This window comes from Terribacillus jepli, assembly GCF_047228925.1.
Lineage (GTDB): Bacteria > Bacillota > Bacilli > Bacillales > Amphibacillaceae > Terribacillus.
Genome location: NZ_JBFEGH010000004.1, coordinates 57,788 through 81,842, shown reverse-complemented (window position 1 = coordinate 81,842; position 24,055 = coordinate 57,788). Strand labels below are relative to the sequence as shown.

Genomic DNA, 24,055 nt, shown 5'->3' with positions numbered 1-24,055 from the left:
TTAAACGGCAACAGGTGCCTTTATTGCCGGATGCGGTTCGTATCCGATGATTTCCAAATCATCCATCGATGCATCAAAAACCGAGCGGAAGCTTTCTTTGATTTCCAAAGATGGCAATGCTTTCGGTGTTCGGCTTAGCTGCATTTCCACTTGTTCAAGATGATTCGAATACAAGTGAGCATCACCGATCGTATGGATGAATTCCCCGACTTCCAATCCGCATTCCTTGGCAATCAGATGTGTAAGCAAACTGTAGCTGGCTATATTGAATGGGATGCCGAGGAAGATATCTCCGCTGCGTTGATACAGCTGGCAAGAAAGCTTGTTGTCAGCCACATAGAACTGGAACATCGTATGGCATGGCGGAAGTGCCATCGTCGGGACATCCTCCGGGTTCCAGGCGGAAACCATCAATCTTCTGGAATCCGGATTTTTCTTGATCGTTTCAATTACGTCTTGCAATTGATCGATGCTTTCACCTTTTGTCGTCTTCCAGTTCCGCCACTGCTTGCCATAAACATCACCAAGATGGCCGAAACGTTCGCTGAATGCATCATCGGCAAGGATCAGCTGCTTGAATTTTTCCATCTGTGTTTCATATACGACACGAAAATCCTCATCCTGCAAGGATCGACGTCCAAAGTCGGTCATATCCGGTCCGCCATACGCATCACTTTCCACCCAGTTTTTAAAAGCCCATTCATTCCAAATGTTATTGTTATGCTCCAACAAATATCGGATATTCGTATCTCCCTTTAGGAACCAGAGCAGTTCGCTTGCAATCAGCCGGAATGGGACACGTTTCGTTGTCAGCAATGGAAAGCCTTGCTGAAGATCAAAACGCATCTGATAGCCAAAAACAGAGACTGTGCCCGTACCTGTACGGTCTTCTTTCTTCGTGCCGTTTTCCAAAACATATCTGCATAAATCCAGATAGGCTTGTTCAGAAGTCTTCATAAATATATCATTCCTTTATCGTATATCATCACACGGCATATCCCATTCCGCAAAGAACTGATCCAGGAAGTCCTGCATGAAGGCATGCCTGGATGCAGCCATATGTACAGCTGTTTTCGTATGCAGTGTTTCTTTCAATTTCAATAGTTTATCATAAAAATGCTGGACGCTCGAATGCTTGGGGTCATTTGGCCAGTGGATGAGACGGCTGGCTGCTCCGCCGAAAGCGAACGTACGGGCAATTCCAATGGCACCGATTGCATCCAAACGATCCGCATCCTGGATGATTTTTCCTTCCAATGAATCCGGAATGCGTCCTTTACTGAAGGAAATATTCCGGCAAGCCAGGAATATTTCTTGAATGACGTCTTCTTCCAATCCGATACGGCGCAGGAAACCTTGAGCCTCGGCCACCGCATCCGCCGGCTCATCAAATAGCTTATGATCCCCGATATCATGCATCCAACCGATTGCTTCTGTCAGGAATGGGTCTGCACCTTCTGCAAAAGCGATCTTCCTCCCCATCTTGGCTACCCGTTTCATATGATAGAAATCATGCCCTGTCGCATCTTTGCGGAAGATGGTGTAGACATAACGCTCCATCTCTTCCAGTTGTTTCGTCTGTTCCATCGTTCATCGCCCTTCCTAATCAAATAGATTCAGTTGTTCCGGCGGAGGATCCGGCAGCTTTTGTCCGAGGAGCTGCATCATCTCCTTGGCATTGTCACTGGCATCACCGCCGGAATTATTGTTGAATAACAGAATGACACGTGTGCTGGATTGCTCCAACGCAAGTGCCAGCTCCCGCCATTCCATGAGTTCTGTCTGATTGTATCGGTAAAGAAAGCGTACTTTGCGCCAATCCTCACGCCCATTTTGATTCCACCCATGAACATTGCGGCCATGGAATCGGACAAGTGTCAACTGATCATATGTCGTCACTGGGACAACAGGGACAGAGCCGCTTCCTGCTTGCGGTTCATCGCAAACTGTATGTATGAATTGCAGCTCACGCAGCAAGCTGAGCGTCCTTTCCCGGTATTCCTCTGCATACCAAGACTGATGGCGGAATTCTATCGCTACCGGTAATCCTTTTGTCAGCTCACGTATATAACGCAGCCGATCGATGCTCGTCTTCTCCACTTGGAACCAAGGAGGAAACTGAAATAAGATTGCAGCCAGCTTGCCAGCCTCGACAACAGGCTGAATCGATGTTAAGAATTGTTCGAACAAGGAAGCTGCTTCGGATCGTGTCATTTTCCGGCGGCTTTGGCCTGTCATATCCTGATGCGCTTTAATGATGAATGAAAAATGTTCGGGAGTCTCTTGGACCCATTTCATATAATTGCTGATTGGTTGAATGGCGTAAAAGGAAGCATCCACTTCCACCACTTCAAAATGCGTCGCATATGTCTTTAGTTTCTGCTGTCTCGCTTTCGCATCTGGATAAAGTTTGTCGTGATCACCCCATCCGGTCACGCCTATTTGAATGGTCAATCGTCTGCCTCCTTCCGACAAAATACGATTAACTATATTGTAATGGAATCCTATCAACCCTTCAATGAAGACCATTCCTTGATATAAAAAACTAAACATGTCGCAAATTGACAAGATAGAAGGAATGACAGACTCTTTCAATTCCTTCCGAAAGCGATTACTTTCCCAACAAATCCTTCTTTTTCCCCACTTGACGCATTTTTCAAAATAAGCTATATTTGTGACAAGCAAACAAGATGAGCGGAATACGAACGTCGGCAGCTTGTTAGAGGAGCTAAAGTAATTCCGCCCTTCTAGCAGACTGCCTTTTTCAATTCATGCACGTCTTTTTTGTATTATCTCATGCGTTTTCTGTGAAACGTCTTTTAGGAGGATAAGGAATATGCCAAACGGAATTGTAAAATGGTTCAACGCTGAAAAAGGTTACGGATTCATTCAAGTAGAGGACGGTAACGATGTGTTTGTACATTACTCCGCCATCCAGGAAGAAGGCTTCAAGAATCTTGAAGAAGGTCAGGAAGTATCCTTTGAAGTAATCGAAGGAGAAAGAGGACCTCAAGCAGCTAACGTGGTAAAACTATAATATAAGCGCAAGCGGCAATCCTCGGGATTGCCGCTTTTCTGTATCAGAATCCTTCCATATGTTGCATACTCCTGGAAAAGCGCGTATACTTTTCCATTGTCTAAGTAATTTACACTAGGAGGAGCAGCATTGCATAATGATTTACTTTGGATTGCTTTTTCCATTATAAACTTCGTCCTGCTTTTGGTCATGTATCGGCTATTCGGACGCCTCGGACTGTTCGTATGGGTCGGCATGGCAACAGTGCTGGCAAATATACAGGTAACAAAGACAATCGAGCTGTTCGGATTGACAGCAACAATGGGTAACATCATATATGGTACCATCTTCTTGGCTTCGGATATATTGAACGAAAATTATGGTAAGAAAATTGCCAGGAAAGCTGTTGGTCTCGGCTTTGCTACCTTGATCATGATGACTGTGATCATGCAGTTCGTCCTATTGTTCGATCCGGCACCAAGTGACTTTGCCCAGTCATCGCTCAGTACGATATTCGGTTTTATTCCCCGAGTGGCACTTGGAAGCTTGATTGCATTTGCCATCAGTCAATATGTCGATGTCTGGCTGTACGCGCTTGTCAAACGTGTACTTCCGGATGATAAATTCCTTTGGGTGCGAAATAATGTCAGCACGATGCTCAGTCAGCTGCTTGATACGCTCGTCTTCTGTACAATTGCTTTCGCCGGGACTTATGAAGGCTCAGTATGGATGGAAATCTTCATTTCGACATATGTGCTGAAATTCGTGGTCAGCATCATCTCCACGCCGTTCCTTTACGGAGCAAAAAGAATGTACAGAAATATCGACGACTAGGAGGGATACGGATTGATCGAGGTATATACCGATGGTGCTACCAGCGGTAATCCAGGGGTAAGCGGAGCAGGGATCGTGGTCATAAAAGAAGGAGTGCGCAAGACATACAGCATACAGCTTGGGACAATGACGAATCACCAAGCTGAATTCTGGGCCATCATCAAAGCTTTGGAAATCTGTCGCGAAGATCACCCCGAAGCCATCATCTCCTTACGTTCGGATTCCCAGGCTGCCGTGCAGGCAATCGATAAGGAATATACAAAGAACAAAGAATTCCAGCCATTATTAGAACAAATAATGGAGTTGAGCCGAGTGTTTCCTTATTTCTTCATCAAATGGATACCGGAAAAACAAAACAAAGCAGCAGATCAGCTTGCCAGGGAAGCAATCCGCCAGAATCAATGATATTGAAGCTGGAACCCTTTTTTCGCAAGCAGATCTTCTGCTTGTTTTTTTGTCTGCACCCCATCTTCACCGATCAAGTCCAATACACTAAGGTAGAAACTGCCATCAAATGCATGCTGGAACCGAAGTGTGACCTGGAGGGCAACCACTACTTTCCAATCGGGCGCATTCGCATAATTTTTTCCGAAATAGATGAATTGTACATCTTCATCTGTCAGTTTAAACCCTTTCGCCCATAAATCATCCAGAAAATATGCTAAGCTTTGTTTCTTCAACTGCAAAACTCCTTTATCAGAATCCGCTTATAATTATAGCATTGTTGTTTCCGGTTTCAACAGAATCATGAAAATTCTATTTCCTTTAATTTATCAGATTCTTCCCATTCTTGGAACATTTCTACTAAGTATTTACAATTCAAAAAATTAGCATTAAACTAATGAAGCCAATCAGAAAGGGGATGTTAGCGTGAAAAAGCTCATGTTCTTGCTTGCGTTAACGGCTATCGTAGCCATATTCGCAACAGGTTGTTCAAGTGCTGACTCACAAAGTAAAGCTGATAGCGGTTCAGAAAAAACAGAAACGACCGATGTCAAAAAAGAACTTCTTAGTACACAAATGGATTTTACAGCTGATTTAAGTGCTAATTACGCACCGATTGCAGCGTATCAGACTGCTCTGGCCGATGAAGCTTCCACGGACGATGTTATCAAGACATCTGCCGAAGCAGCTAAGAAAGCAGCGGATGAAGGTGCGGCAAAACTTGCTGATTACAAACTGGAAAGCAATCTTCCGGATGAGCAAAAAGAAGCATTCACGAAATCTTTGGATTCTTTAAAAGCTTATTTCGAGGAAGTGACAAAAGCAATAGACGCTTCTGAAACAGAGCCGAACTTCGATGCAGCTCAGAAGCAATTCGATGCTTTCCAGTCCGATCTAGAGGTTATCTATGAAGATGCTGGCTTGCAAGTACCAAACATGGCCACAGCTCTGAGCTAAAGGAAAAACGATGCAGAGATGGACTCTGCATCGTTTTTTTATAGCTGATAGATTTTGCTGTATTTCTCAGTCAGATAGGATACTAGATGATCGGCATTCAATCCTTCACCAGTCACATCCTGCAGCAGTTCCAAAGGTTTCTTCATTTTCCCGTATTGATGGATTTGTTCTGTCAGCCACTGCTTGATCGGCGCAAATTCTCCTTGTTCAATCAGACGGTCTGTATCCAAGGTTTCCTGCATCTTCGCATGGAATTGTGCCGCATACATATAACCTAAAGCGTAGGAAGGGAAATAGCCAAAATCACCACCGGACCAGTGAATGTCCTGCAGCACGCCTTGTGAATCATTTTCCGGAACGATGCCGAGGTATTCCTCCATTTTTTTGTTCCAGATTGCCGGCAGCTCGGCAACCGTAATCTCTTCCTTGAATAAAGCCTTCTCCAATTCATAACGAATCATGATATGCAAAGCATACGTCAATTCGTCAGCCTCGATTCGGATGAAGGATGCTTTCACTTCATTTACTGCTTGATAGAACGTATCAAAATCGATTTCCTGCAAGGAAGCAGGTGCATACGTCTTGAATTCTTCGAAGTGCCCTTTCCAGAATGACTCGCTGCGGGCAACGAAGTTCTCCCAGAATAACGACTGTGATTCATGGATCCCCATGCTTGTTCCACTTGCCAAAGGGGTTGCAGCTAGCTTTTCCGCTATATTCTGTTCATAAAGTGCATGTCCGCCTTCATGGATTGTACCGAAGACAGCCATTCGGAAGTCTTCCTCATCATAACGTGTCGTGATGCGGACATCTTTGGGATTCAGGGTAATCTCAAACGGATGGATCGTATCATCCAGTCTTCCTGCTTCAAAAGCATAGCCCATTTTCTTCAGGACGGAAATGGTGAAAGCCTTCTGCTGGTCCTTCGAGAAATGTGTCTGGAGGACGCTCACATCCGGTTTTACTTCGGACTGCTTGATTCGTTCAAGCAAATTCGTCAATGATTTTCGCAAAGTCGGGAACACTTCGTCAAGTGTCTGCATCGTCACACCTGGCTCATACAAGTCCAGCAGCACGTCATAAGGATGCTGATCGGCATCCCAATAGGAAGCGAATTTCTTCTTATAGGCGACCAGTTCCTCCAAATACGGCTGGAGCAAACTGAAATCATCTTTCTCCCTTGCTTCTCCCCAAACGGATTCGGCTTTGGATTGAAGCATAACATATGCTTTAAATTCCGCTTCAGGGATTTTCTTGTTGCGGTTGTATTCTTTTTCACTCTCAGCCAGTGATTTGATCAGAATTTCGTCCTTGGCGATTGGCTTCAGTTCGTCAATCAGTTCTTTCAGTTTGTCAGATGTGGATAGACGATGCGACTGCTGTGATAAATAGCTGATGGCTTCAGCCCGATATTCCATACCGGCTTTCGGTGCTTTCGTCCGCAAGTCCCAATGCATGAGGGCGATTGCTTCTTCATACGCTTTTTGTTCCTTGATCAAGTCCCAATATTGCTGTGTTGCATCTGACATACTATCGGCTCCCTTTTTCAGATATGTTTACCGAAATACTGATAATAATCGGTTTTGATAAAACCATTGAAAAGCTTGCGTTTCTTCGTTGCCTGCTTGCCATAGAATGTTTCGAAACCTTCATGGGAAGTTAAAATATAACCGCTCCAAGAAGGATTGTCCTTCATGATGGAACCTAGCTCTTTGTAGGCCTTTTCCACTTCAGGGCGATCTCCCAATCTTTCCCCATATGGCGGATTCGTTATCATATAGCCATTATCCTGCTTTGGATTCCAATCTGCCACCTGCATCTGTCTCCAGTTGACCAATTCGCCAAGACCCGCCTCAATACTATTTGCTTTTGCGATATCGACCATTTTATGGTCGATATCCGAGCCGGAAATCTCGAGTTCTTGATCATAATCGGCTAGATCCTCGGCTTCTTCCAGTGCCTTTTCCCAAAGGTCGGATTTTACCCAATGCCAGTTCTCGGCATCAAATTCGCGGTTAAATCCAGGTGCGATATTCTGACCGATCAGTGCAGCTTCGATGGCAATCGTGCCGCTTCCGCAGAACGGATCATGCAGCGGGAATTCCGGACGCCAATTCGTCAAAAGCACCATAGCAGCTGCCAGGGTTTCTTTGATCGGCGCTTCGCCTTGCCCGACACGATAGCCGCGCTTATGCAAGCCTGTACCGCTTGTATCCAATGTCAGACTTACCGTATCCTTCAAGATAGCCACTTCGATACGGTGTCTTGGACCTGACTCTTCCAGCCAGGAAGCAATACCATGCTTTTGTTTCAGCCGCTCAACGACAGCCTTCTTGACGATACGCTGACAATCGGGGACACTATAAAGCGTCGATTTGACACTTTTTCCGATAACCGGGAATTCCCCGTTTTCCTGTATGTACGTTTCCCATGGCAATGCCTTCGTCTGTTCAAAAAGCTCATCAAAAGTCGTCGCCTTGAATTCACCGACGAGTACTTTGATACGATCGGCTGTCCGCAGCCATAGATTGCAGCGCGCAATGGCGGACGGATCCGCCTGGAAAACTACCCTTCCATTATCAACTTGCACTTCTTCATAGCCCAGCTGCTTCACTTCGCGGGCAACGACTGCTTCCAGTCCCATCGCAGCAGTGGCAATCAGGGTCACTTGCCTGTTCATCATGTAAAACCTCGCTTTTATGTATTAAAAAGCCCTCTCTAGCTGTAACCAGTTAGAAAGGGCTGTTTGTTGTATACAGTGGACCAAATGAATGTTCTGTAAGCCATGTTCTGTACCGATGCACTGCGAGCGGTGGTCAGCCTCGTACAACGGCAGTAATCATCTATCTACAAGCGCATTGCCTGTCCCTTTTTAGGTTGAATTCCCATAATCAAGGGTGCCCCTACCAACATTTGGGTTGCTCACTCGCGGGGTTTACCTCGTTCCACTCAGCAAGTTTCCAAGCTGACTACGTCACTGTGGCACTTTCAAGACATGTCGGCCATATCCGAAGACTTAGGCGTTCTGCCTGCCGTTAGCATTGCTGCTACCTTGGCTTATGAATTCGCCAAGCACGAACACTACAAGCATCTCAGCCTGTGTGAGCATGGACTTTCCTCTGCATTGCTGCAGCGATTACTCAAACATTCATTTTTAAGTTGCTAACCTATTGTACGCGGTTCGACGTCAATAGTCAAGACGGTTCGGCATCAAACATCATTCTCGGCGAATTTTTTACCGAAAACAGCCTTTTCCAAATTGGAAAGACGTTTCAGGATATCATAATTCACCTGATGGTTTGTCTGTGCCTCTCGCACTGGTGCAGCCGGTGCTGCTTGTTCCTTTGGCTGCTGCGCTGATCTCGATTGTGGTCTGCTGTCGTTTGAGAGCTGCTGTCTGAGTCGTTCGTTTTCGCTTTTCAGACGATCGATTTCTTTTTGGAATGTTTCATAATCTTGGATGATCTTATCCAGGTATTCGTCGACTTCATCTTGATTATAACCGCGCATACCGGTTTTAAAATTCTTTTCAAAGATATCTTTTTGTGTCAGTTGGATATTTGCCAATGCCATACACAAGTCACCTCATTTATACGATTGTATATAAGTACATTCTTTCAAAATCAAGCAGGATTGTCAATTTTCTTCTCAAGTCTGGTCCCAATAGGATGGATCGTTCATTTGTTCCCGTTCGACGGTGTCCTGTAAATCCAGGGCGGTTATATAGTAAAGCTCATAATTATGGGCTTCTTGATAGCTCCGAGCTTCTTTAAGGAAGAAGTCGATACTGCCGGTCTGGTTCTCGTCATACATGACGAGTGCCGCCTCGGTTTTCGACAGCATCCATTTGTCGCGTGCTTTGAATTGGTAAGGTCCTTTATAATCCCCTTCATATATGGGCTGATGGAAATCAGCAAGCATGATCACTTCCTGGTAGTCTTCCTGCAGTTCCTCTGACCATCGTGCATCCTGATTATCAAAAGGCGGTATGACAGCAAGCTGGATGTCATATCCTTCCTCCTTCAAATCGAGTACGATCTGGGCTGCCCACAGTTCCACGCCTGTCTGACCGGATAAGAGCACCCATTGTAGTCCTGCTTCGATCAAACCGATCAGCTTGTCCCGTATGGTTTGCTTGATATAATGCACACGCGGATCACTCATTTTAAAGATTCCCATTTCATAGTGCTTGTATCCTGTAATGTATAAATTCTTCATCCGGGAGATGCTCTCCTTTTCCTTTTACTGTTTCTATCTAAACATAAAAGAGCTGGCATAAGCCAGCTCCATCAATACCACTTTTTCTGATTCGGTTTTGGTTTTGGTGCCATTTGAGGCTGCTGCTGTGGCTGATACATTTCCGGGCTTACTTGCTGCGGCATGTGCTGTGGCATTGGCATCATCGGTCCGCAGTTATTGCATGGATTCGGGCGAGGCGGAGAGTTATGAGTCGGGCTGAGATGAGTTTCCTCTACTGATTGCTCATTCGCAAAAGAAGTCGTATGCGGATACGCATGGACATTCTTTACCTTATGATGGTTCACGACTGTAGTGTGGACAGGGTGTATATGCTCTATTACCTCTTCGGAATATGTGTGTTGTACATTATTCATAACGGGATCGACAAGTGTCTTCGTACCGCAGTGGACAGTGTGTTGCGGCTGAATCTTAGGACAACAATGTCTTTTTCGCATGTTCTTTCCCCTTTCTGTATTGGATTCCCTATAACATATGAGAGGGCGACAGAACATGTACTATGACAACAACCTAAATTTCAGGCGTTTTGCCTGATTAACCTGTCCGTATTTTTTAATGCCTCCAAGTTCATTGCTCCAATGCCGAACATGCTGATCCGAAGCTCAAGTTCGAGCTGCTCGAAACGCTCAAGCAGTGCTTCTGCTGAATTTACTGCCTCAGGGAGTATCGAGCGGCCGTATCCTGCCATATCAGCGCCTAAAGCAATCGCTTTGGCAGCATCCACGCCATTGGTGATCCCTCCGCTTGCAATCAAACAGTCAGGGGGCTTTGGCAACCCGCTTAGCTGCTCGATACTTCTGGCTGTCGGAATTCCCCAGTCAAGGAATGCTGATGCAGCTCTTTGCTTTATCGTATCCTGCGAACGGTATTTTTCCACCTCGATCCAAGAAGTGCCGCCAGCCCCGGCAGTATCGATGAATTGCACACCAGCTTCGATTAGCTGACTGCAAGTATCCGGTGCAATTCCGAAACCTACCTCTTTCACCCCGATAGGTACATTCAATTTATCTGCCACTTTTGCAATCTTTATCAAAAGTCCGCTGAAATCGGTATCTCCTTCATCCTGAAAAATTTCCTGCATGCTGTTAAGATGCAAGACGATGGCATCTGCGCCTGTCAAACGCACGATTTCACTGCATTCTTCTGCTCCGTAACCATAATTCAGCTGCACCGCACCGATATTTGCAAAAATCGGGATGGTCGGTGCTTGTTCCCGCAGCTGAAAGCTTGCAGCTGCGGTTTTATTCTCCAGCGCTACCCGGCTGGAACCAAGCCCTAATGCCCACCCCTTTTGTTCAGCCGCGCCTGCTAAATTACGGTTGATTTCATGGGCACGTGTTGTACCCCCGGTCATGCTGCTGATCAGAAAAGGGACTTTCACCCGTTTATCAAGAAACGCAGTCGAAGTATCGATGGATGCAAAGCTGATTTCGGGGAGAGCCTGATGTTCGAATCGGTAATACTCAAAACCCGTCGAAATACCTTTCCCTTGCACCTGTTCATTCAGTGTAATATGTATATGTTCATCCTTACGGTTATGTATGGATCTTTCTGTCATTCTGTTTCCCCCTGGCTCCTGGAGCTATCCTGTATGATTGCTTGGGCTGACAATTACCCGCTTGAGTTCACAACCGGCGTACCGCCGCTTGGATGAAATCGAATCCACCGCATACCAAAGACGTCAATATATGTATCCTTATCCTGGTAAACTATCGAATCAGGCAAATCAGGAAGTCCGCTATCTTCAAGTTGCTGAAGCTGCTGTTCCTTGTAAAAGCTCTTCACCTTGCAGGCGCGAGTCCCGCATCATCTGCAACCGAAAAACAAATATAAAGTGCCGGCTCTTTCATATAAAGCTTTTCCTCAATAATCAAAGTGAATTCCTTTTTTATAATCGACGGGAAAAAATAGGATGAGCTACGCATAGTGCTTATCGACAGCATGAGCATCGTAAAGCATGGCAAGGACGGCTCCTTTTCCGATAAGCGTATCACAAGCATAGTCCCATTTGGTAGTCGTAACTCCTATGACTCAACCTTGGCTAGTGCGTTTACACGCCATATCCGTGTTTGTTTGGATACGAACCGCCAAACAACTTGCTGGCGTTTTCCGCCAGACTGTTTGTATTTTTCGAGCCTATGACCCAAGCATGCAGCTGTTGATGCTGACAGTCAGCCACCCAACCTTCCTCCGATGTTGATGACACGTTTCATCAATATATCCTGCCTCTCCATTCATATCCCTTCCGCTTACATGAATCCGAACTTCATCCAGCGTAAGAAATTAAGCAGCAATTGGATAAAGAAAAATGTACAAGAAGCAGAAGCATCCGCGAGGGCGATCTGGTTATCGCAGATTTCCATAGAATGATGAAAAAATAAACATATTCAGAAGCACAAAAATTATAACGATAAAAGACCTAAAGCACGTGCTTTAGGTCTTTTAGGACAAATGTTATTGGGCTGCTTTTTCGTCTGAGTACAAATCTTCCGGCTGGAACGAGAATGGAAGCAACTCTTCCATTGTAACTGTTTTTGAAACGCCGTTCATGTTTGCTATATGAATAACTGCATCGTGCGGGAAGAACTCAGCCATAACCTGCCTGCACGAACCACATGGAGGTACCGGCCGCTCTGTATTCGCTACGACGGCGATTCCTGAGAATTCCCGCTCTCCATTTGCAATAGCTTGGAAAATAGCAGTTCTTTCGGCACAGCATGTCACGGGGTAAGCCGCATTCTCGATATTACAGCCTTGATAGACAATGCCTGACTTTGTCAGGACAGCTGCCCCCACACCGAATTTAGAATATGGTATATATGCTCGCTCTCTTGCTGTTTTGGCTAATTCAATCAATTCCTCTTTCGTCATGTTCCTCTTCCTCTCTGTCGTTTCCATTCAATCGGTCCAAATCTTCATCAAGCAAGTGGATGACGTATCCGATCGATTGATGGTAATCCATATATCGCTCGGACCGGATGTCTATGTAATAGCTATGCAGGATGATCAAATGGACATTCTCTTCCGTTGATTGGACCTGCTGCGGATGTACACTGACATCGCGCTGCTGGACAAAATCAGCTGCCGTCTGATGCCATTTTTGCAAAAGCTCATACATTGGTCCGGTTTCGGCTTTCACCAGCTCGAAGAAAGCTCTATCGTGTTTATCACTAGGCGGCTCGTGCGTCAGGAAACGCTCTTTCAGACGGGCCAGCAATTCGGATAACTGCTTGTTATAAATGCTTAATGTCGTCAATGCAACCCCTTCTCTGCTTATCGTGTTGTTCCATTATACAAGCAGTCAGGCTAATTTACCATGCTCTTGACTCCATTTATCCTGCTTTCTATCCAGTTGGGACTCGACTTGAAGCACCCTTTCAATCAATGGCTGCTTCCATGACATCCTGGAACGGTTCGCCTGTACGGTGAGCCTTTGATCCAATCTCCGATAAGTGCCTGTCAGCTGGAACAAGGCCAGCTGTAATTCCTCTTTTGTCACACCGTTTTGCTTGTTCATCCGTTTGCCCCCTTTTCCTATAAGTTTCTGGTAAGAGAAGACTTCTCCTGCACAGCTGACAAAACAACAAAAAATACGTGGGCATCCGCATGATTCAGAGCTCTTTCGCCCATCCTAACAGTAAAGGAGGGTGAATGATGAAAAAGCAGGAAAAGAAGACATCGACCGACCAGAAACGCCCGACAGCCCGTACTGCCGGCGACGGATATGATAAGAAGCTTGATGGACCAAATCGTCCTTCCACATAATGAAAAAAGCAAAGCGATCACTGGACCGCTTTGCTTTTTTTCTTAAAGAAGACCGCAGCTAAAGCCATCATTTTTCGCTTCCAATAAAATATGGAACCGGTCGGCCGGAATGCTTTATCTACGGGAGCTTTTAGCCAATTTTGTTTGATGCCCCCATTCCTGTACCAGTCCATACGAATACTATCTTGGTGTGAAATGACCGGATAGCATTGACGCAAGGGACTGCTGCCCACTGTTCTAAAACTCCCATAACGTTCATAATCATTTCGAGATGCCGTATGAGGCGTTTTCCGGGCGAACTGGACGAATGCCTGGTGAAGCTGGTCATGAAAGAGCAGCTGACTCAACTCCTTGCCCATCCGTATCCGATCATCGACACTCGTAAAATGATGTGCATATAACCCATATAATTTCCCATCCAACGTAGGGAAAAACACTGCATTCAAACGAAACAAATCCTGCAATTGATACGGCCATCGCCTGAAGATATGCTTTTGGTAAAAAGGCTGGATGATGACAGGCGATCCGATGACATGCTGTTCATTGACAATAAGACTGTAAAGCAAACGCTGGCCATCATTTTCATCCAGATACAGCTGCCATGCTTCTTTCATAAAGGCGGATACATGAAAATGACGCAAGTGACAAGTCATATCGATTTTCCCTTGCTTATGAGCCTCATAAAGCAGCAGTTGCGGATAGGCATCGGAGAAGATCAGCCAATTGGCACGTTCGTAAAGAGAGAAAAGTTGTTTTCTGATTCGGGCTGATAGTAAGCATCTAAACATATCCAACTGCAGATCGGTCATATTCCAACCAGCATTCCTGGAAACCATGGATGCCAAAAATGCCCAGCGTATCTCGGGATTCCTTTCATAAAAAGCTTGATAAGCCATCGTTCTTCGGATATTATCTAAATTTGCAGAGGCTGTTTTCTCTTCGATGGAAGCAAGCAGCTCCGCTATGTCGGTAAATGTCATCGAATTGCCCCTTTTATTAGTTGAGTTACAGGCGCAGAGTGAAGTATTCTAAGGATTATGGTATGATCATTCCTATAGTGGGGGGAGAAAACGTGCAGTATCCTAATGGGAAAAAGATCATCAGACAGACTGCTGCATCAAGGCTTTCGCAGCATATTGACTTTGGTAACAGGGGGATGACTCTAGAGGAAGATATCAACGAAACAAACGAGTATTACCTTGCCAGGCAAAAAGCCGTCATTCACAAAAAACCAACCCCTGTACAGATTGTCCAAGTCGATTATCCAAAACGAAGTGCAGCGGTCATAAAGGAAGCGTATTTCAAACAAGCATCCACTACGGATTATAATGGCATCTATCGTGGAAAATATGTGGATTTTGAAGCAAAGGTCACGAAAAACAAGACCAGTTTCCCTCTCTCCAATTTCCATGATCACCAGATTGCCCACATGGAGCATGTATGCAGCCAGGGGGGCATCTGCTTCGTAATCATGCGCTTCACCGCACATGATCAAACATTTTTTTTCGAAGCTGAGAAACTTTTTCCGTGGTGGAAACGTCAATATGATGGAGGAAGAAAATCCATACCTTATGATATCATCTGTAAGGAAGGATTTCTGATTCCGATGAAGTATCAGGCAAAGGTCGATTACTTGCACATCATCGACCAGCTTCATTTTAGAACGGAGGAAGAGGAGTAATGGCAGAAAAGGGCCAATCTCGTGCATCAAGAAGAAAACAGAAAAAGAAAAAAAGACCTATTTGGAAGAAAATTTTACTTACGATTGTGTTAATTGGTGTATTATGCGTTGTGGCTGGTGGTGCAGTATTTGGTTATTACGCAGCTACAGCACCAAAACTGGATGAAGAGAAATTAGCCGATCCTGCTTCGAACATCGTCTATGACATGAATGGTGACGAATTTGCGGAACTGGGATCGGAAAGCAGAAGAAAAGTGACCTATGATGAGCTGCCGCAGCAGCTGATCGATGCTGTCACAGCAACGGAAGATTCCCGCTTCTTCGAACATAACGGAATTGATATCATCCGTACCGGAGGAGCATTGCTTTCGAACTTTAAGAATGGTTTCGGTGCAGAAGGCGGTAGTACGATCGACCAGCAGGTCATCAAACGCTCCTTCCTATCACCAGAGAAAACCATAAAACGAAAAATGCAGGAATGGTGGCTTGCCTTCCAGCTTGACCGTAAATATTCGAAGGAAGAAATTCTGGAGATGTATTTGAACAAAGTATTCTACGGTCAATATGCATATGGAGTTGCTACTGCGGCAGACACCTACTTCGGCAAGGAAGATTTAAACGATCTTACCCTTCCGGAAGCCGCTTTGCTAGCTGGATTGCCGCAGCGCCCTACCGCGTACAACCCATTTGAAAATCCTGATTTGGCTCAGGAACGCATGAATACAGTGCTTGATTTGATGGTGCAGCATGAAAAGATTACACAGGCAGAAGCAGACGAAGCGAAAAAGACGAAAGTAGAAGATTTGCTTACCGAGAAGCAGCCTCAGCAGAACAAATACGGCGCTTTCCTTGATCAAGTACAGAAGGAACTTAGTGAGCGCTTCGAGGATACGGATCTGAACCTTGATGGTATGAAGATTTATACTACTTTGGATCCGGATGCGCAGGAGACTGTGGAGAATGCATTGAGTGAAGATAGTAGCATAGTGTGGCCGGATGAAGAACTGCAGGCTGGAATTACGTTGCTTGATACGAAGAGCGGCGCAATACGTGCCATCGGAGGTAATCGAAACAACGAACTTGGTGGATTTAATTATGCTATTCAAGGTGACGGACGTCAGCCGGGGTCAAGTATGAAGCCTATTTTGGATTACGCCCCCGCATTTGAGAACGGCATATATACATCTACGTACGAACAAATCAATGATGAGCCTATTACAATTGGAGACTGGTCTCCTGGCAACTATGATGACCGGTTCCATGGCTGGATGAGCGCAAGAACTGCCTTGGCAAAATCGTATAATATTCCAGCAATCAAGACATTCCAAGCTGTTGGTGCAGAGAACGCAGAACAATTTGCAAATGGCTTGGGTCTGGAATTTGAAGATGGTATCAAGACTGGAGATAGTATAGGTGGCGCAGCACAGTTCCATACCATTGATATGGCTGGTGCTTATGCTGCATTCGGTAATGAGGGAATTTATACAGAACCATATGCCATTACGAAAATTGAATTCAGCGATGGAAGTACGCTAGATATGAAACCAGATTCTGAAGCTGCAATGAGCGATTCTACTGCTTACATGGTTACCGATATGATGCGTTCTGTTATGACAGAAGGTACTGGAACTTTAGCCAATGTAGCCGGATTAGATATTGCCGGTAAGACTGGTACAACGAATCTTAAAGATCAACAAGGAAGTCCTGATTCTTGGATGAATGGCCTGACGACTAATTACACCCTATCCATCTGGACTGGTTACGACAAAGGTAATAAGGTAATACAAGATGGTAATGGTGTCATTGGCACAAATGTTGCCAAGCAGCTGTTCAAACAAATCATGACCGAAGTCCATCAAGGCAAAGATACGGAAAGTTTTAAAAAACCCAGTAGCGTAGTGGAGGCGAAAGTTGAAAAAGGCTCTCGCCCCGCTGCTTCTCCAAGCAGTGGAACCCCCTCTTCCGAGATCTTGACGGAGTTATTCCTGAAAGGCCATCTGCCTGGTGCTACATCGGAAAGATATGAAGAAGAGGAAATCGATCCGGTAACCGGACTATCTGCAAGCTATGATGAAGCAAGCAATAGCATCAACATCAGCTGGAATTATGACGGCGATGCTGATTTCAGTGTAAGTGCTGATCCAAGCGGATCCCAGACGACTTCGGATACTTCGGCTGTGATTGAGAACGTCGAAGCTGGACAAACCTACAACATATCGGTTACGGCTTCTGTTGATGGGGAGACTAGTGAGGCGAAAACGACTTCTGTCACTGTTCCTGGTGAAGATGAGAATGCGGAAGAAGAAGAAAATCCGGATGAGAACGCTGAGGACCAACAGGATCAGAACGAAGACGAACAGCAAAATGAGGACGAGCAGAACCAGGATCAAAATGAAGACCAGAATCAAGACCAAAACACCGATGAAAACAGTGACCAAAATACCGACAATGGCAATAACAACGGTAATGGCAGTGAAAATGGTAACGGCAATGGAAATGAAGATGCTGGTCAAAATGAGGATCCAGGCAGCTCGGAAGGCGAAACTGATCAAGGTGATCAGGGAGATGGCTCCGGCCAAAACGCTGATACAGGCGCAAGCTCTGGCAATACAGAGAATCAACAATGATGAAACAATAAAAAAGACAGTCACTTCAAATTGGAGTGACTGTCTTTTTAGTTTGCTTCTGCTTTGAGCCGCTTTTTTCCTTCCCGGCAAATGTCGTTCAACGGGCATGCAAGGCAGTTCGGATTTCTTGCTTTGCAATGATAGCGGCCGAAAAAGATCATCCGATGATGTGTATCGCTCCACTCATCACGCGGTACCTTTTTCATCAATGTGTTTTCCACTTCGGTGACATTATCTTTCCATCGGCAAAATCCAAGCCGCTTGGAGACTCGTTCAACGTGGGTGTCCACGGCGATAGCCGGTTCATGGAATGCGACAGAAGCTACCACATTGGCTGTCTTGCGCCCTACTCCAGCAAGCTTGACCAGTTCGTCACGTGTGTCAGGTACGATTCCATCATAGTGATCGATCAATGTCTGACATAGCTTTTGGATATTTTTAGCTTTATTGCGATAAAGACCGATGGAACGGATGTCATGCTGCAGTTCCTCGAGGGAAACAGCCAAATAATCTTCTGGAGTCTTATATTTTTGGAATAATTCCTTTGTTACTTTATTGACAAGGTTATCGGTACATTGCGCTGAAAGCAGTACGGCGATGACAAGCTCAAATGGATTTTTATGCACCAGCTCACAGGCCGCTTCCGGGAACATATCCCGCATGACATCCAGTGCCCGTCGTATCTGTGTTTTGTTCAGCATTGGTCAGCTTTTCCTCCTCAATCCTCTTCCAGCCAGTTGTAGTAAATACTCACATCGCGGGCTGGTGCTTGTTGGTCTGCTTGCACAGCAGCAGCAGGCCGCTGGTTTTCATGAAATGCTTTGCTCTGTTTGCGAGCCTGTTCCACTGATCGGATGCCTTTGCGTTTCCATTCCCGCAGAATACGATCGATATAGCGGAAATTCAGTTTACTCATCAGCACCGCTTCTCGTAAGGCTGCCTTGATCAGCGATGGCGGCTGCATATCCTCATCCAGCCATAGGGTGACCGTTTCGATTTCAAAAGGCGATAATGGCCGGCCGAATTCCTGCTCAAAGAGTATGAATATGGCGGCCTCTTCTTCTTTGGTCGTACTCTTTTCAGGTTCTGGATAAACGGTTTCCGCAAATACTAATTGCCATAATCCATTTAGACTGTAAGCTTGACTTCGTACGTTTTCTTCCTGCACATCTTCAATCTGCAGCATATTCCGCTGGACGAGCTTACGCAAAACAAGAGCAACTTCCCTTTCAGTCAGCGTCACTTTCGCTGCCAATTCATCTGTAGTCGGAAACATGATGCCTTGCTGCTGAAAAAAGCAAATATGCAAAATGATCATCATTTCCGTCTCGTTCAATCCGAGAGCAGCGTAACGATCCATCAAGATACCGGGAAAGGAAAATGGATTTCCCAGCATTCTTTGGTAGTTTAAATTGTCATTCATCTGGGGTCACCTTCCTTTAATAGGACAATCCCTCGTCATAGGACAAGGGATCGTCAGTTAAACTATATATTATGGATATAGGCGGTTCAATAGACGTGGGAATGGAATCGTTTCACGCACGTGCTCCACGCCGGATAGCCAAGCAACTGTCCGTTCAAGGCCCAGTCCAAAACCTGAGTGCGGCACACTGCCGTATTTGCGCAATTCCAAGTACCAGTTGTATGCATCGCCAGTCAGATTATGCTCCTCATAGCGTTTTTCCATCAGTTCAAGATCATCGATACGCTGGGAACCGCCAATGATCTCTCCGTAGCCTTCCGGTGCAATCAAGTCAGCGCATAATACTACTTCTTCCCGATTTGGATCTGGCTTCATGTAGAACGCTTTGATTGCCGCTGGATAATTCGTGATGAATACCGGTTTATCGAAGCTTTCTGCAATAGCAGTTTCATGTGGAGCCCCGAAATCTTCTCCCCACTCGATATCATCGAAGCCTTTTTCTTTCAGCAATTCAATTGCTTCATCATATGTGATACGAGGGAATGGCGCTGTAACTTTAGCCAATTTTTCTGTATCACGTCCAAGGATTTCAAGGTCCAGTTTGCAGTTCTTCAGTACAGAAGCGACAAGATGGCTGATGTAATTCTCCTGGATTTCCAAGCTTTCCTCATGTTCGACGAATGCCATCTCCGGCTCGATCATCCAGAACTCGATCAAATGGCGTCTTGTTTTAGACTTTTCTGCCCGGAATGTCGGACCGAAGGAGAACACTTTATTGAATGCCATTGCAGCTGCTTCCATATAAAGCTGTCCGCTTTGGGAAAGATATGCTTCTTCATCGAAGTATTTTGTATGGAACAATTCCGTTGTGCCTTCTGCGGAAGAACCTGTCAGGATAGGCGGATCGATTTTCGTATAGCCATTTTCATGGAAATATTCATAAGTAGCACGGATGATTTCATTGCGGATTTTCATCACCGCATGCTGTTTTTGGGAACGGAGCCACAGGTGGCGGTTATCCATAAGGAATTCAGTTCCATGCTCTTTTGGTGTGATCGGATAATCTGTTGCAGCGTGGATTACTTCCACATTGCTGACTTGGATTTCATATCCAAAGGATGAACGGCTGTCCTCCACTACTTTTCCTGTAACATAAAGAGATGTTTCCTGCGTCATATTTTTCGCTGCTTGGAAAACTTCCTCTGTAACGTCACTTTTAACGACGACGCCTTGAACGAAACCTGTTCCGTCACGCAGCTGCAGGAATGCAATCTTCCCGCTGGATCGTTTATTGCGGAGCCAAGCCCCGATTGTTACTTCTTCTCCTACATGTTCACTAAGCTTAGCGATCGTTGTCTTCAAAAAGAACCCTCCATTGTCTGTCCTACATATGTAGTTGTGTTATTGATATTGGTTTGATAGAGCAAAGCTTTCCAGCTGCTCCGTACCATCCAAAGTGTAATAGCTGTAGCCAAGGCGATCCTGCCCATCACGATAGATCACTTCCCAGGCGGGAGAACCATCGTATAATCCCAGCCTGGCATCGTCCATTTCACAGTCCGCACCGCATGCTGATTGCCAGCTGCTCTCGGCTTGCTGTTCATCAGCTGTATCAGTGGTATAGATGATTTGCTCCGGATCCTTCTCGCCTTTTTTTACATAAGCGATAGCCTCTGTCCCGTCAGCCTGCTTGCCCTTTACGACATGATATACATGCTCGCCATTGAAGCGTGTCACTTCATCTGCGGAATCTAAATCCGTGTTCTCAAGCACAAACTCCTCTGAAGCTTCGAAGCCGTCTGTTCGGGCATTTTGAGCCGTGCTGTACACGTATATACCACAGCCGAGGACAATGATCAGAACAGCTAAAGCGCTGAACAGAGTGATCTTTGCCCATTTAGGTACGGTAAATCGTGAATATCGCCGTATCATGATCGTCCTCTTCCAATGCTAATCCGAACATTAAGTCCTTTTCCTTTAGTGTACGATTCAGTGAATCGACCAGCTTGTACAGGTCGCTGCTGTATTGTACACGTACGGTGGACAATGTTTCCATCTTATTATTTTCCATCATTGTAACCTCCGAGCAATCCATTTACATGATTTGTTACTCATAGAGATGGCTTTCTGCAGCAAACTAATGTATGTTGAGAAGCAATCCAATTCTTATTATACCAGTAGTCATGGTGTAATTCTAAGACGAGTTCAAAGTTTTTTCAACAAAATTCTTCCTTTTCCCCAGCAGTTGTGCGTCCATAGCGGCGCACTTTTTTTATAACCACTCCGCTGCCAGTTCCAAAAGTTCGCCTGTACTTTTATAATGCGTAGGAACGGCTGGTATGGAAGCTGTGAAATAACTGCCATATCTTGCTTTCATCATTCTGTCATCACAGACGAATACAATGCCTCTGTCGCTCGAGGAACGAATCAGCCTGCCGAACCCTTGCTTGAAGCGGATTACCGCATTTGGCAATGCAAGCTCCATAAAGGCATTTTTCCCTTCCGCTTTCAATTTAGCAGCTTTTGCTTCATAAATTGGATGATCAGGCGGCTGGAATGGCAAGCGGACAATGACCAGGCAGCTTAAATCCTCCCCCGGAATATCCACGCCTTCCCAAAAAGAACTTGTACCGAAAAGGATGGCTTTTTTATTACTCTGGAAGTTCTTTTTCAACCGGTCGCGGCTGCCGCTCGTAATACCTTGAGCAATCAAGGTATAGTCTTGATCTTCTGTTAGCTCCTTTAGTAGTCCGTAAGCTTTTTTCAGCATATCGTATGAAGTGAATAACACCAGCATACGGCCATCGGTTATCGATGCAAGGCTGAGAATGGCTTCGCACACAGCATAGATGAAAGGATAATTATCTTTCCCCCTGACATCTGGGAAATCATTCGGGACAAGCAGCTGCACTTGATCTTGATAGGAATAAGGAGAATCAAAACGCCTCGTGATTGTCTGATCATCCAATCCCAGCTGTTTTTGAATGAAATCGAAGGATTGCTTCATCGTCAAGGTCGCACTCGTCAGTACGACACTTTTCTTTTCGGCAAAAAAATGCTCAAGCAATAAATCCGCAATATCCAGTGGTTCACTGTACAAATAGACAGCATTACGTGCCCCATACATATCGACTTCGATCCACTTGACCTCTTCGTCATCGTAAATGAGGAACATGCGTTCAATGTTATCGATGATCCCCTGCAACTGCTCGACTGCATTACGCAAGGAATCAGCGATTTTTTTCTCGCCTTGCTTATCAGCTGTTTTCACCAGCTGCAGGAGATGATGGATACAATCCCTTACACCGAAAAGCAGCCTGCTGCTCATTTCCGCAATGACAAGCACCTGCTTCGTTTCCCTTACTTCATCCAGTCGCAGCTGAAGCCTGCCTATATCGTTAGTGCCCAGCTTCTTTTTATGCTGCGATAAAACAAAATCGTGAATATAGCGGAACATATCATCGGCTTCCACTTTAGTCTGATCCCACAAGCTTGACCAAATCAGCATCTCTGCCTGTGTATTGGGAAGCTCAGCTGTCGCTTTCTCAAAAACTGTATTCGCATGGGACAGCATATGGTGAATCGACACATAATCCAATGCCAAGCCGAAATGCTTCGCAGCCGTTGCTTCGAAATGATGCGCTTCATCGATGATGACCCGCTGATACGACGGCAAAAGCTGATATTCTTCCTGCATATCACTGCAAAGTAAAGCGTGATTTGTCACAATCACGTCCGCCTGCCATGCTGCTTTTTTGGCCCGCTGATAGAAGGAGCGGGAAAACCAAGGTGAAAATGGATCTTGTGTATCTTCTGCATCTGCAGACATATGCAGGAAGAATCGCTTCCCGCTCGAAGGCAAGTTCACCTCATCAATATCCCCAGTTTCAGTCATTGTCAGCCAGACAAGCAAGATTGCCTTGGTAAGCGTAATATCATAATTGTCATTTGCTGTTTGCTGCAGCTCGGATTCAAATCGGCTGAGGCTCAAATAATGCTGCTTTCCCTTCAGCAGTGCAGTCTTGAAGGTAAATGGCAACAGTCGCTGCAAAAGGGGGATTTCCTTGTCCATCAGCTGTGCTTGCAGCTGTGTCAAATGTGTGCTGATGACGATTCTGCTATTGCTTTTGACTGCTGTATAAACAGCTGGCAAAAGATAGGCGAGTGATTTACCAGTTCCGGTTTCCGCTTCCAACAGCGCGTGTTTATCTGATTGAAAGACATCAAAAATTTGCTCACTCATTTCAACCTGACTTTTTCTCGGTTCATATACCTTCATCCCCTCAGAAAGCCAGCCATCTTGTCGATACAACTGATCCGCTATCTCACCAAAAGACTGTGTGACAGAAGAAGCTGTCTCTTCATTCTCAGGCACTTTCCGAATTGCCAGTCCGCGGTAAACCTCCAGCACATCATTTTCTGCTCCCTCAAAAGCAAGCTCTTCCAGCCGATTCTCAAGCAGGCCTCGTAAATCGCTCTTCAATGCTTTTTCAAGCGAAAGCAGATGTGATATTGTCTCATATGGCAGCTTAGCCAATTCATCCAGCAGGGACAGCAAAAGCTCTGCTGTTACAAGCGTATCAGACAACGCTCGGTGAGGCTGATCATGCTCAAAAGATAAATATTCGCTCAGAACACTCAATTTATAGCTAGGTGCGGTTGGCAGTAAAATACGAGCAAGCTCGACCGTATCTAGTACTGGCCGCTTGATCGGTGCCAATCCAGCCAATTCCAGGGCACTATTCAAAAATCGCAAATCAAAGTTCGCATTATGGGCAACCACATAGCTGTCTTTGAAAAAAGCTGATATTTCTCCTGCTACTTCCTCGAATTGTGGAGCTCCAGCTACATCTTCATCGGCAATACCGGTAAGCTGGGAAATGAAAGGTGGAATCGGCATACCGGGATCCAGCATCGTCTGAAATTGATCCGTGATCACACGTCCTTGGATGACGACAATCCCGACCTCTATGATTTTATCGCCATTCGACGGCGCATGTCCTGTTGTTTCTAGATCCACCACTACAAATTTATCCATACTCCACCCTCCA

The 24,055-nt window shown here is 45.4% G+C and carries 29 protein-coding genes and 1 other RNA gene; 7 read left to right on the top strand and 23 right to left on the bottom strand.

What is annotated here, in order from left to right; genetic code table 11:
- From AB1K91_RS06245 to AB1K91_RS06235, 3 genes are read right to left on the bottom strand one after another with little or no spacing between them, the layout of a single operon-like run.
- A complete protein-coding gene (locus AB1K91_RS06245; protein WP_413088919.1) occupies nucleotides 1–957 on the bottom strand; it encodes a thymidylate synthase in 957 nt (318 codons plus the stop codon).
- A 15-nt stretch (nucleotides 958–972) separates the two neighbouring features.
- A complete protein-coding gene (locus AB1K91_RS06240; RefSeq protein ID WP_413088918.1) occupies nucleotides 973–1,587 on the bottom strand; it encodes an HD domain-containing protein in 615 nt (204 codons plus the stop codon).
- Between the two features lie 15 nt (nucleotides 1,588–1,602).
- Complete coding sequence (locus AB1K91_RS06235) at nucleotides 1,603–2,454, bottom strand: DUF72 domain-containing protein (protein ID WP_413088917.1); 852 nt, start codon at nucleotides 2,452–2,454, stop codon at nucleotides 1,603–1,605.
- Between the two features lie 382 nt (nucleotides 2,455–2,836).
- Here AB1K91_RS06235 and AB1K91_RS06230 point away from each other — a divergent pair, with 382 nt between their 5' ends.
- The 3 genes from AB1K91_RS06230 to AB1K91_RS06220 all read left to right on the top strand — a co-directional run bounded on the left by AB1K91_RS06230 (nucleotide 2,837) and on the right by AB1K91_RS06220 (nucleotide 4,255).
- A complete protein-coding gene (locus tag AB1K91_RS06230) occupies nucleotides 2,837–3,037 on the top strand; it encodes a cold-shock protein (protein WP_093728398.1) in 201 nt (66 codons plus the stop codon).
- Between the two features lie 129 nt (nucleotides 3,038–3,166).
- On the top strand, nucleotides 3,167–3,850 hold the full coding sequence (locus AB1K91_RS06225) for a queuosine precursor transporter (protein WP_413088916.1): 684 nt from the start codon (nucleotides 3,167–3,169) through the stop codon (nucleotides 3,848–3,850).
- A 12-nt stretch (nucleotides 3,851–3,862) separates the two neighbouring features.
- Complete coding sequence (locus tag AB1K91_RS06220) at nucleotides 3,863–4,255, top strand: ribonuclease HI family protein (protein ID WP_413088915.1); 393 nt, start codon at nucleotides 3,863–3,865, stop codon at nucleotides 4,253–4,255.
- On the opposite strand, the gene AB1K91_RS06215 is transcribed toward AB1K91_RS06220, so the two are convergent.
- Nucleotides 4,249–4,530, bottom strand: a complete 282-nt coding sequence (locus tag AB1K91_RS06215) for a DUF6123 family protein (protein WP_093728395.1) — start codon at nucleotides 4,528–4,530, stop codon at nucleotides 4,249–4,251. The genes AB1K91_RS06220 and AB1K91_RS06215 overlap by 7 nt on opposite strands.
- 190 nt (nucleotides 4,531–4,720) lie before the next feature.
- Between AB1K91_RS06215 and AB1K91_RS06210 the strand changes: the two genes are divergently transcribed.
- Nucleotides 4,721–5,251 carry a hypothetical protein gene (locus tag AB1K91_RS06210; RefSeq protein ID WP_413088914.1) on the top strand — a complete coding sequence of 177 codons (531 nt, stop codon included), beginning with the start codon at nucleotides 4,721–4,723 and terminating at the stop codon, nucleotides 5,249–5,251.
- 38 nt (nucleotides 5,252–5,289) lie between these two features.
- Here the strand turns inward: AB1K91_RS06210 and AB1K91_RS06205 are convergent, their stop codons facing one another.
- The 12 genes from AB1K91_RS06205 to AB1K91_RS06150 all read right to left on the bottom strand — a co-directional run bounded on the left by AB1K91_RS06205 (nucleotide 5,290) and on the right by AB1K91_RS06150 (nucleotide 13,025).
- Nucleotides 5,290–6,780, bottom strand: a complete 1,491-nt coding sequence (locus AB1K91_RS06205; RefSeq protein ID WP_413088913.1) for a carboxypeptidase M32 — start codon at nucleotides 6,778–6,780, stop codon at nucleotides 5,290–5,292.
- Nucleotides 6,781–6,797: 17 nt separating this feature from the next.
- Nucleotides 6,798–7,931, bottom strand: a complete 1,134-nt coding sequence (locus tag AB1K91_RS06200) for a THUMP domain-containing class I SAM-dependent RNA methyltransferase (RefSeq protein WP_413089073.1) — start codon at nucleotides 7,929–7,931, stop codon at nucleotides 6,798–6,800.
- A 94-nt stretch (nucleotides 7,932–8,025) separates the two neighbouring features.
- Nucleotides 8,026–8,399, bottom strand: an RNA gene (gene rnpB, locus AB1K91_RS06195) — RNase P RNA component class B.
- A gap of 62 nt (nucleotides 8,400–8,461) precedes the next feature.
- The gene (gene gpsB / locus AB1K91_RS06190; RefSeq protein ID WP_413088912.1) at nucleotides 8,462–8,824 is read right to left on the bottom strand and encodes a cell division regulator GpsB; all 363 of its coding nucleotides are present in this window, start codon (nucleotides 8,822–8,824) and stop codon (nucleotides 8,462–8,464) included.
- Nucleotides 8,825–8,899: 75 nt separating this feature from the next.
- Nucleotides 8,900–9,469, bottom strand: coding sequence for an SLOG family protein (locus AB1K91_RS06185; RefSeq protein ID WP_413088911.1), 570 nt, complete (start codon nucleotides 9,467–9,469; stop codon nucleotides 8,900–8,902).
- A gap of 71 nt (nucleotides 9,470–9,540) precedes the next feature.
- The gene (locus AB1K91_RS06180) at nucleotides 9,541–9,945 is read right to left on the bottom strand and encodes a CotD family spore coat protein (RefSeq protein ID WP_413088910.1); all 405 of its coding nucleotides are present in this window, start codon (nucleotides 9,943–9,945) and stop codon (nucleotides 9,541–9,543) included.
- An 80-nt stretch (nucleotides 9,946–10,025) separates the two neighbouring features.
- Nucleotides 10,026–11,066: a type 2 isopentenyl-diphosphate Delta-isomerase gene (fni, locus tag AB1K91_RS06175; protein WP_413088909.1), complete on the bottom strand. Its 1,041-nt coding sequence runs from the start codon at nucleotides 11,064–11,066 to the stop codon at nucleotides 10,026–10,028.
- A 53-nt stretch (nucleotides 11,067–11,119) separates the two neighbouring features.
- On the bottom strand, nucleotides 11,120–11,293 hold the full coding sequence (locus AB1K91_RS06170; protein WP_413088908.1) for a hypothetical protein: 174 nt from the start codon (nucleotides 11,291–11,293) through the stop codon (nucleotides 11,120–11,122).
- A 265-nt stretch (nucleotides 11,294–11,558) separates the two neighbouring features.
- Nucleotides 11,559–11,687 carry a hypothetical protein gene (locus AB1K91_RS06165; protein WP_413088907.1) on the bottom strand — a complete coding sequence of 43 codons (129 nt, stop codon included), beginning with the start codon at nucleotides 11,685–11,687 and terminating at the stop codon, nucleotides 11,559–11,561.
- A 275-nt stretch (nucleotides 11,688–11,962) separates the two neighbouring features.
- Nucleotides 11,963–12,379 carry a cytidine deaminase gene (locus tag AB1K91_RS06160; RefSeq protein ID WP_413088906.1) on the bottom strand — a complete coding sequence of 139 codons (417 nt, stop codon included), beginning with the start codon at nucleotides 12,377–12,379 and terminating at the stop codon, nucleotides 11,963–11,965.
- Nucleotides 12,357–12,764, bottom strand: a complete 408-nt coding sequence (locus AB1K91_RS06155; RefSeq protein WP_413088905.1) for a DUF1798 family protein — start codon at nucleotides 12,762–12,764, stop codon at nucleotides 12,357–12,359. The genes AB1K91_RS06160 and AB1K91_RS06155 overlap by 23 nt, the downstream gene beginning before the upstream one ends.
- Nucleotides 12,765–12,809: 45 nt before the next feature.
- Entirely contained in the window at nucleotides 12,810–13,025 is a 216-nt protein-coding gene (locus AB1K91_RS06150) for a hypothetical protein (RefSeq protein ID WP_413088904.1), read from the bottom strand.
- Between the two features lie 134 nt (nucleotides 13,026–13,159).
- Between AB1K91_RS06150 and AB1K91_RS06145 the strand changes: the two genes are divergently transcribed.
- On the top strand, nucleotides 13,160–13,273 hold the full coding sequence (locus AB1K91_RS06145; RefSeq protein ID WP_413088903.1) for a spore protein: 114 nt from the start codon (nucleotides 13,160–13,162) through the stop codon (nucleotides 13,271–13,273).
- A gap of 17 nt (nucleotides 13,274–13,290) precedes the next feature.
- Here the strand turns inward: AB1K91_RS06145 and AB1K91_RS06140 are convergent, their stop codons facing one another.
- Nucleotides 13,291–14,253: a DUF2515 family protein gene (locus AB1K91_RS06140; RefSeq protein ID WP_413088902.1), complete on the bottom strand. Its 963-nt coding sequence runs from the start codon at nucleotides 14,251–14,253 to the stop codon at nucleotides 13,291–13,293.
- A gap of 92 nt (nucleotides 14,254–14,345) precedes the next feature.
- Here AB1K91_RS06140 and recU point away from each other — a divergent pair, with 92 nt between their 5' ends.
- Together recU and AB1K91_RS06130 are read left to right on the top strand one after the other, a co-directional pair.
- On the top strand, nucleotides 14,346–14,954 hold the full coding sequence (gene recU, locus AB1K91_RS06135) for a Holliday junction resolvase RecU (RefSeq protein ID WP_413088901.1): 609 nt from the start codon (nucleotides 14,346–14,348) through the stop codon (nucleotides 14,952–14,954).
- Nucleotides 14,954–17,581 (top strand): PBP1A family penicillin-binding protein, encoded by a 2,628-nt coding sequence (locus AB1K91_RS06130; protein WP_413088900.1) that lies wholly within the window; start codon nucleotides 14,954–14,956, stop codon nucleotides 17,579–17,581. The genes recU and AB1K91_RS06130 overlap by 1 nt, the downstream gene beginning before the upstream one ends.
- Nucleotides 17,582–17,628: 47 nt before the next feature.
- Here the strand turns inward: AB1K91_RS06130 and nth are convergent, their stop codons facing one another.
- The 6 genes from nth to dinG form a co-directional block, all read right to left on the bottom strand.
- On the bottom strand, nucleotides 17,629–18,282 hold the full coding sequence (nth, locus tag AB1K91_RS06125; protein ID WP_413088899.1) for an endonuclease III: 654 nt from the start codon (nucleotides 18,280–18,282) through the stop codon (nucleotides 17,629–17,631).
- Between the two features lie 17 nt (nucleotides 18,283–18,299).
- Nucleotides 18,300–19,004: a DnaD domain protein gene (locus AB1K91_RS06120; protein WP_413088898.1), complete on the bottom strand. Its 705-nt coding sequence runs from the start codon at nucleotides 19,002–19,004 to the stop codon at nucleotides 18,300–18,302.
- A 69-nt stretch (nucleotides 19,005–19,073) separates the two neighbouring features.
- Nucleotides 19,074–20,366: an asparagine--tRNA ligase gene (gene asnS / locus AB1K91_RS06115; RefSeq protein WP_413088897.1), complete on the bottom strand. Its 1,293-nt coding sequence runs from the start codon at nucleotides 20,364–20,366 to the stop codon at nucleotides 19,074–19,076.
- A 39-nt stretch (nucleotides 20,367–20,405) separates the two neighbouring features.
- On the bottom strand, nucleotides 20,406–20,936 hold the full coding sequence (locus tag AB1K91_RS06110) for a cell wall elongation regulator TseB-like domain-containing protein (protein WP_413088896.1): 531 nt from the start codon (nucleotides 20,934–20,936) through the stop codon (nucleotides 20,406–20,408).
- Nucleotides 20,902–21,075, bottom strand: a complete 174-nt coding sequence (locus tag AB1K91_RS06105) for a YpmA family protein (protein ID WP_413089072.1) — start codon at nucleotides 21,073–21,075, stop codon at nucleotides 20,902–20,904. Before AB1K91_RS06105 ends, AB1K91_RS06110 begins: the two co-directional genes overlap by 35 nt.
- 201 nt (nucleotides 21,076–21,276) lie before the next feature.
- Entirely contained in the window at nucleotides 21,277–24,042 is a 2,766-nt protein-coding gene (gene dinG / locus AB1K91_RS06100; protein ID WP_413088895.1) for an ATP-dependent DNA helicase DinG, read from the bottom strand.
- Nucleotides 24,043–24,055: the final 13 nt, after the last annotated feature.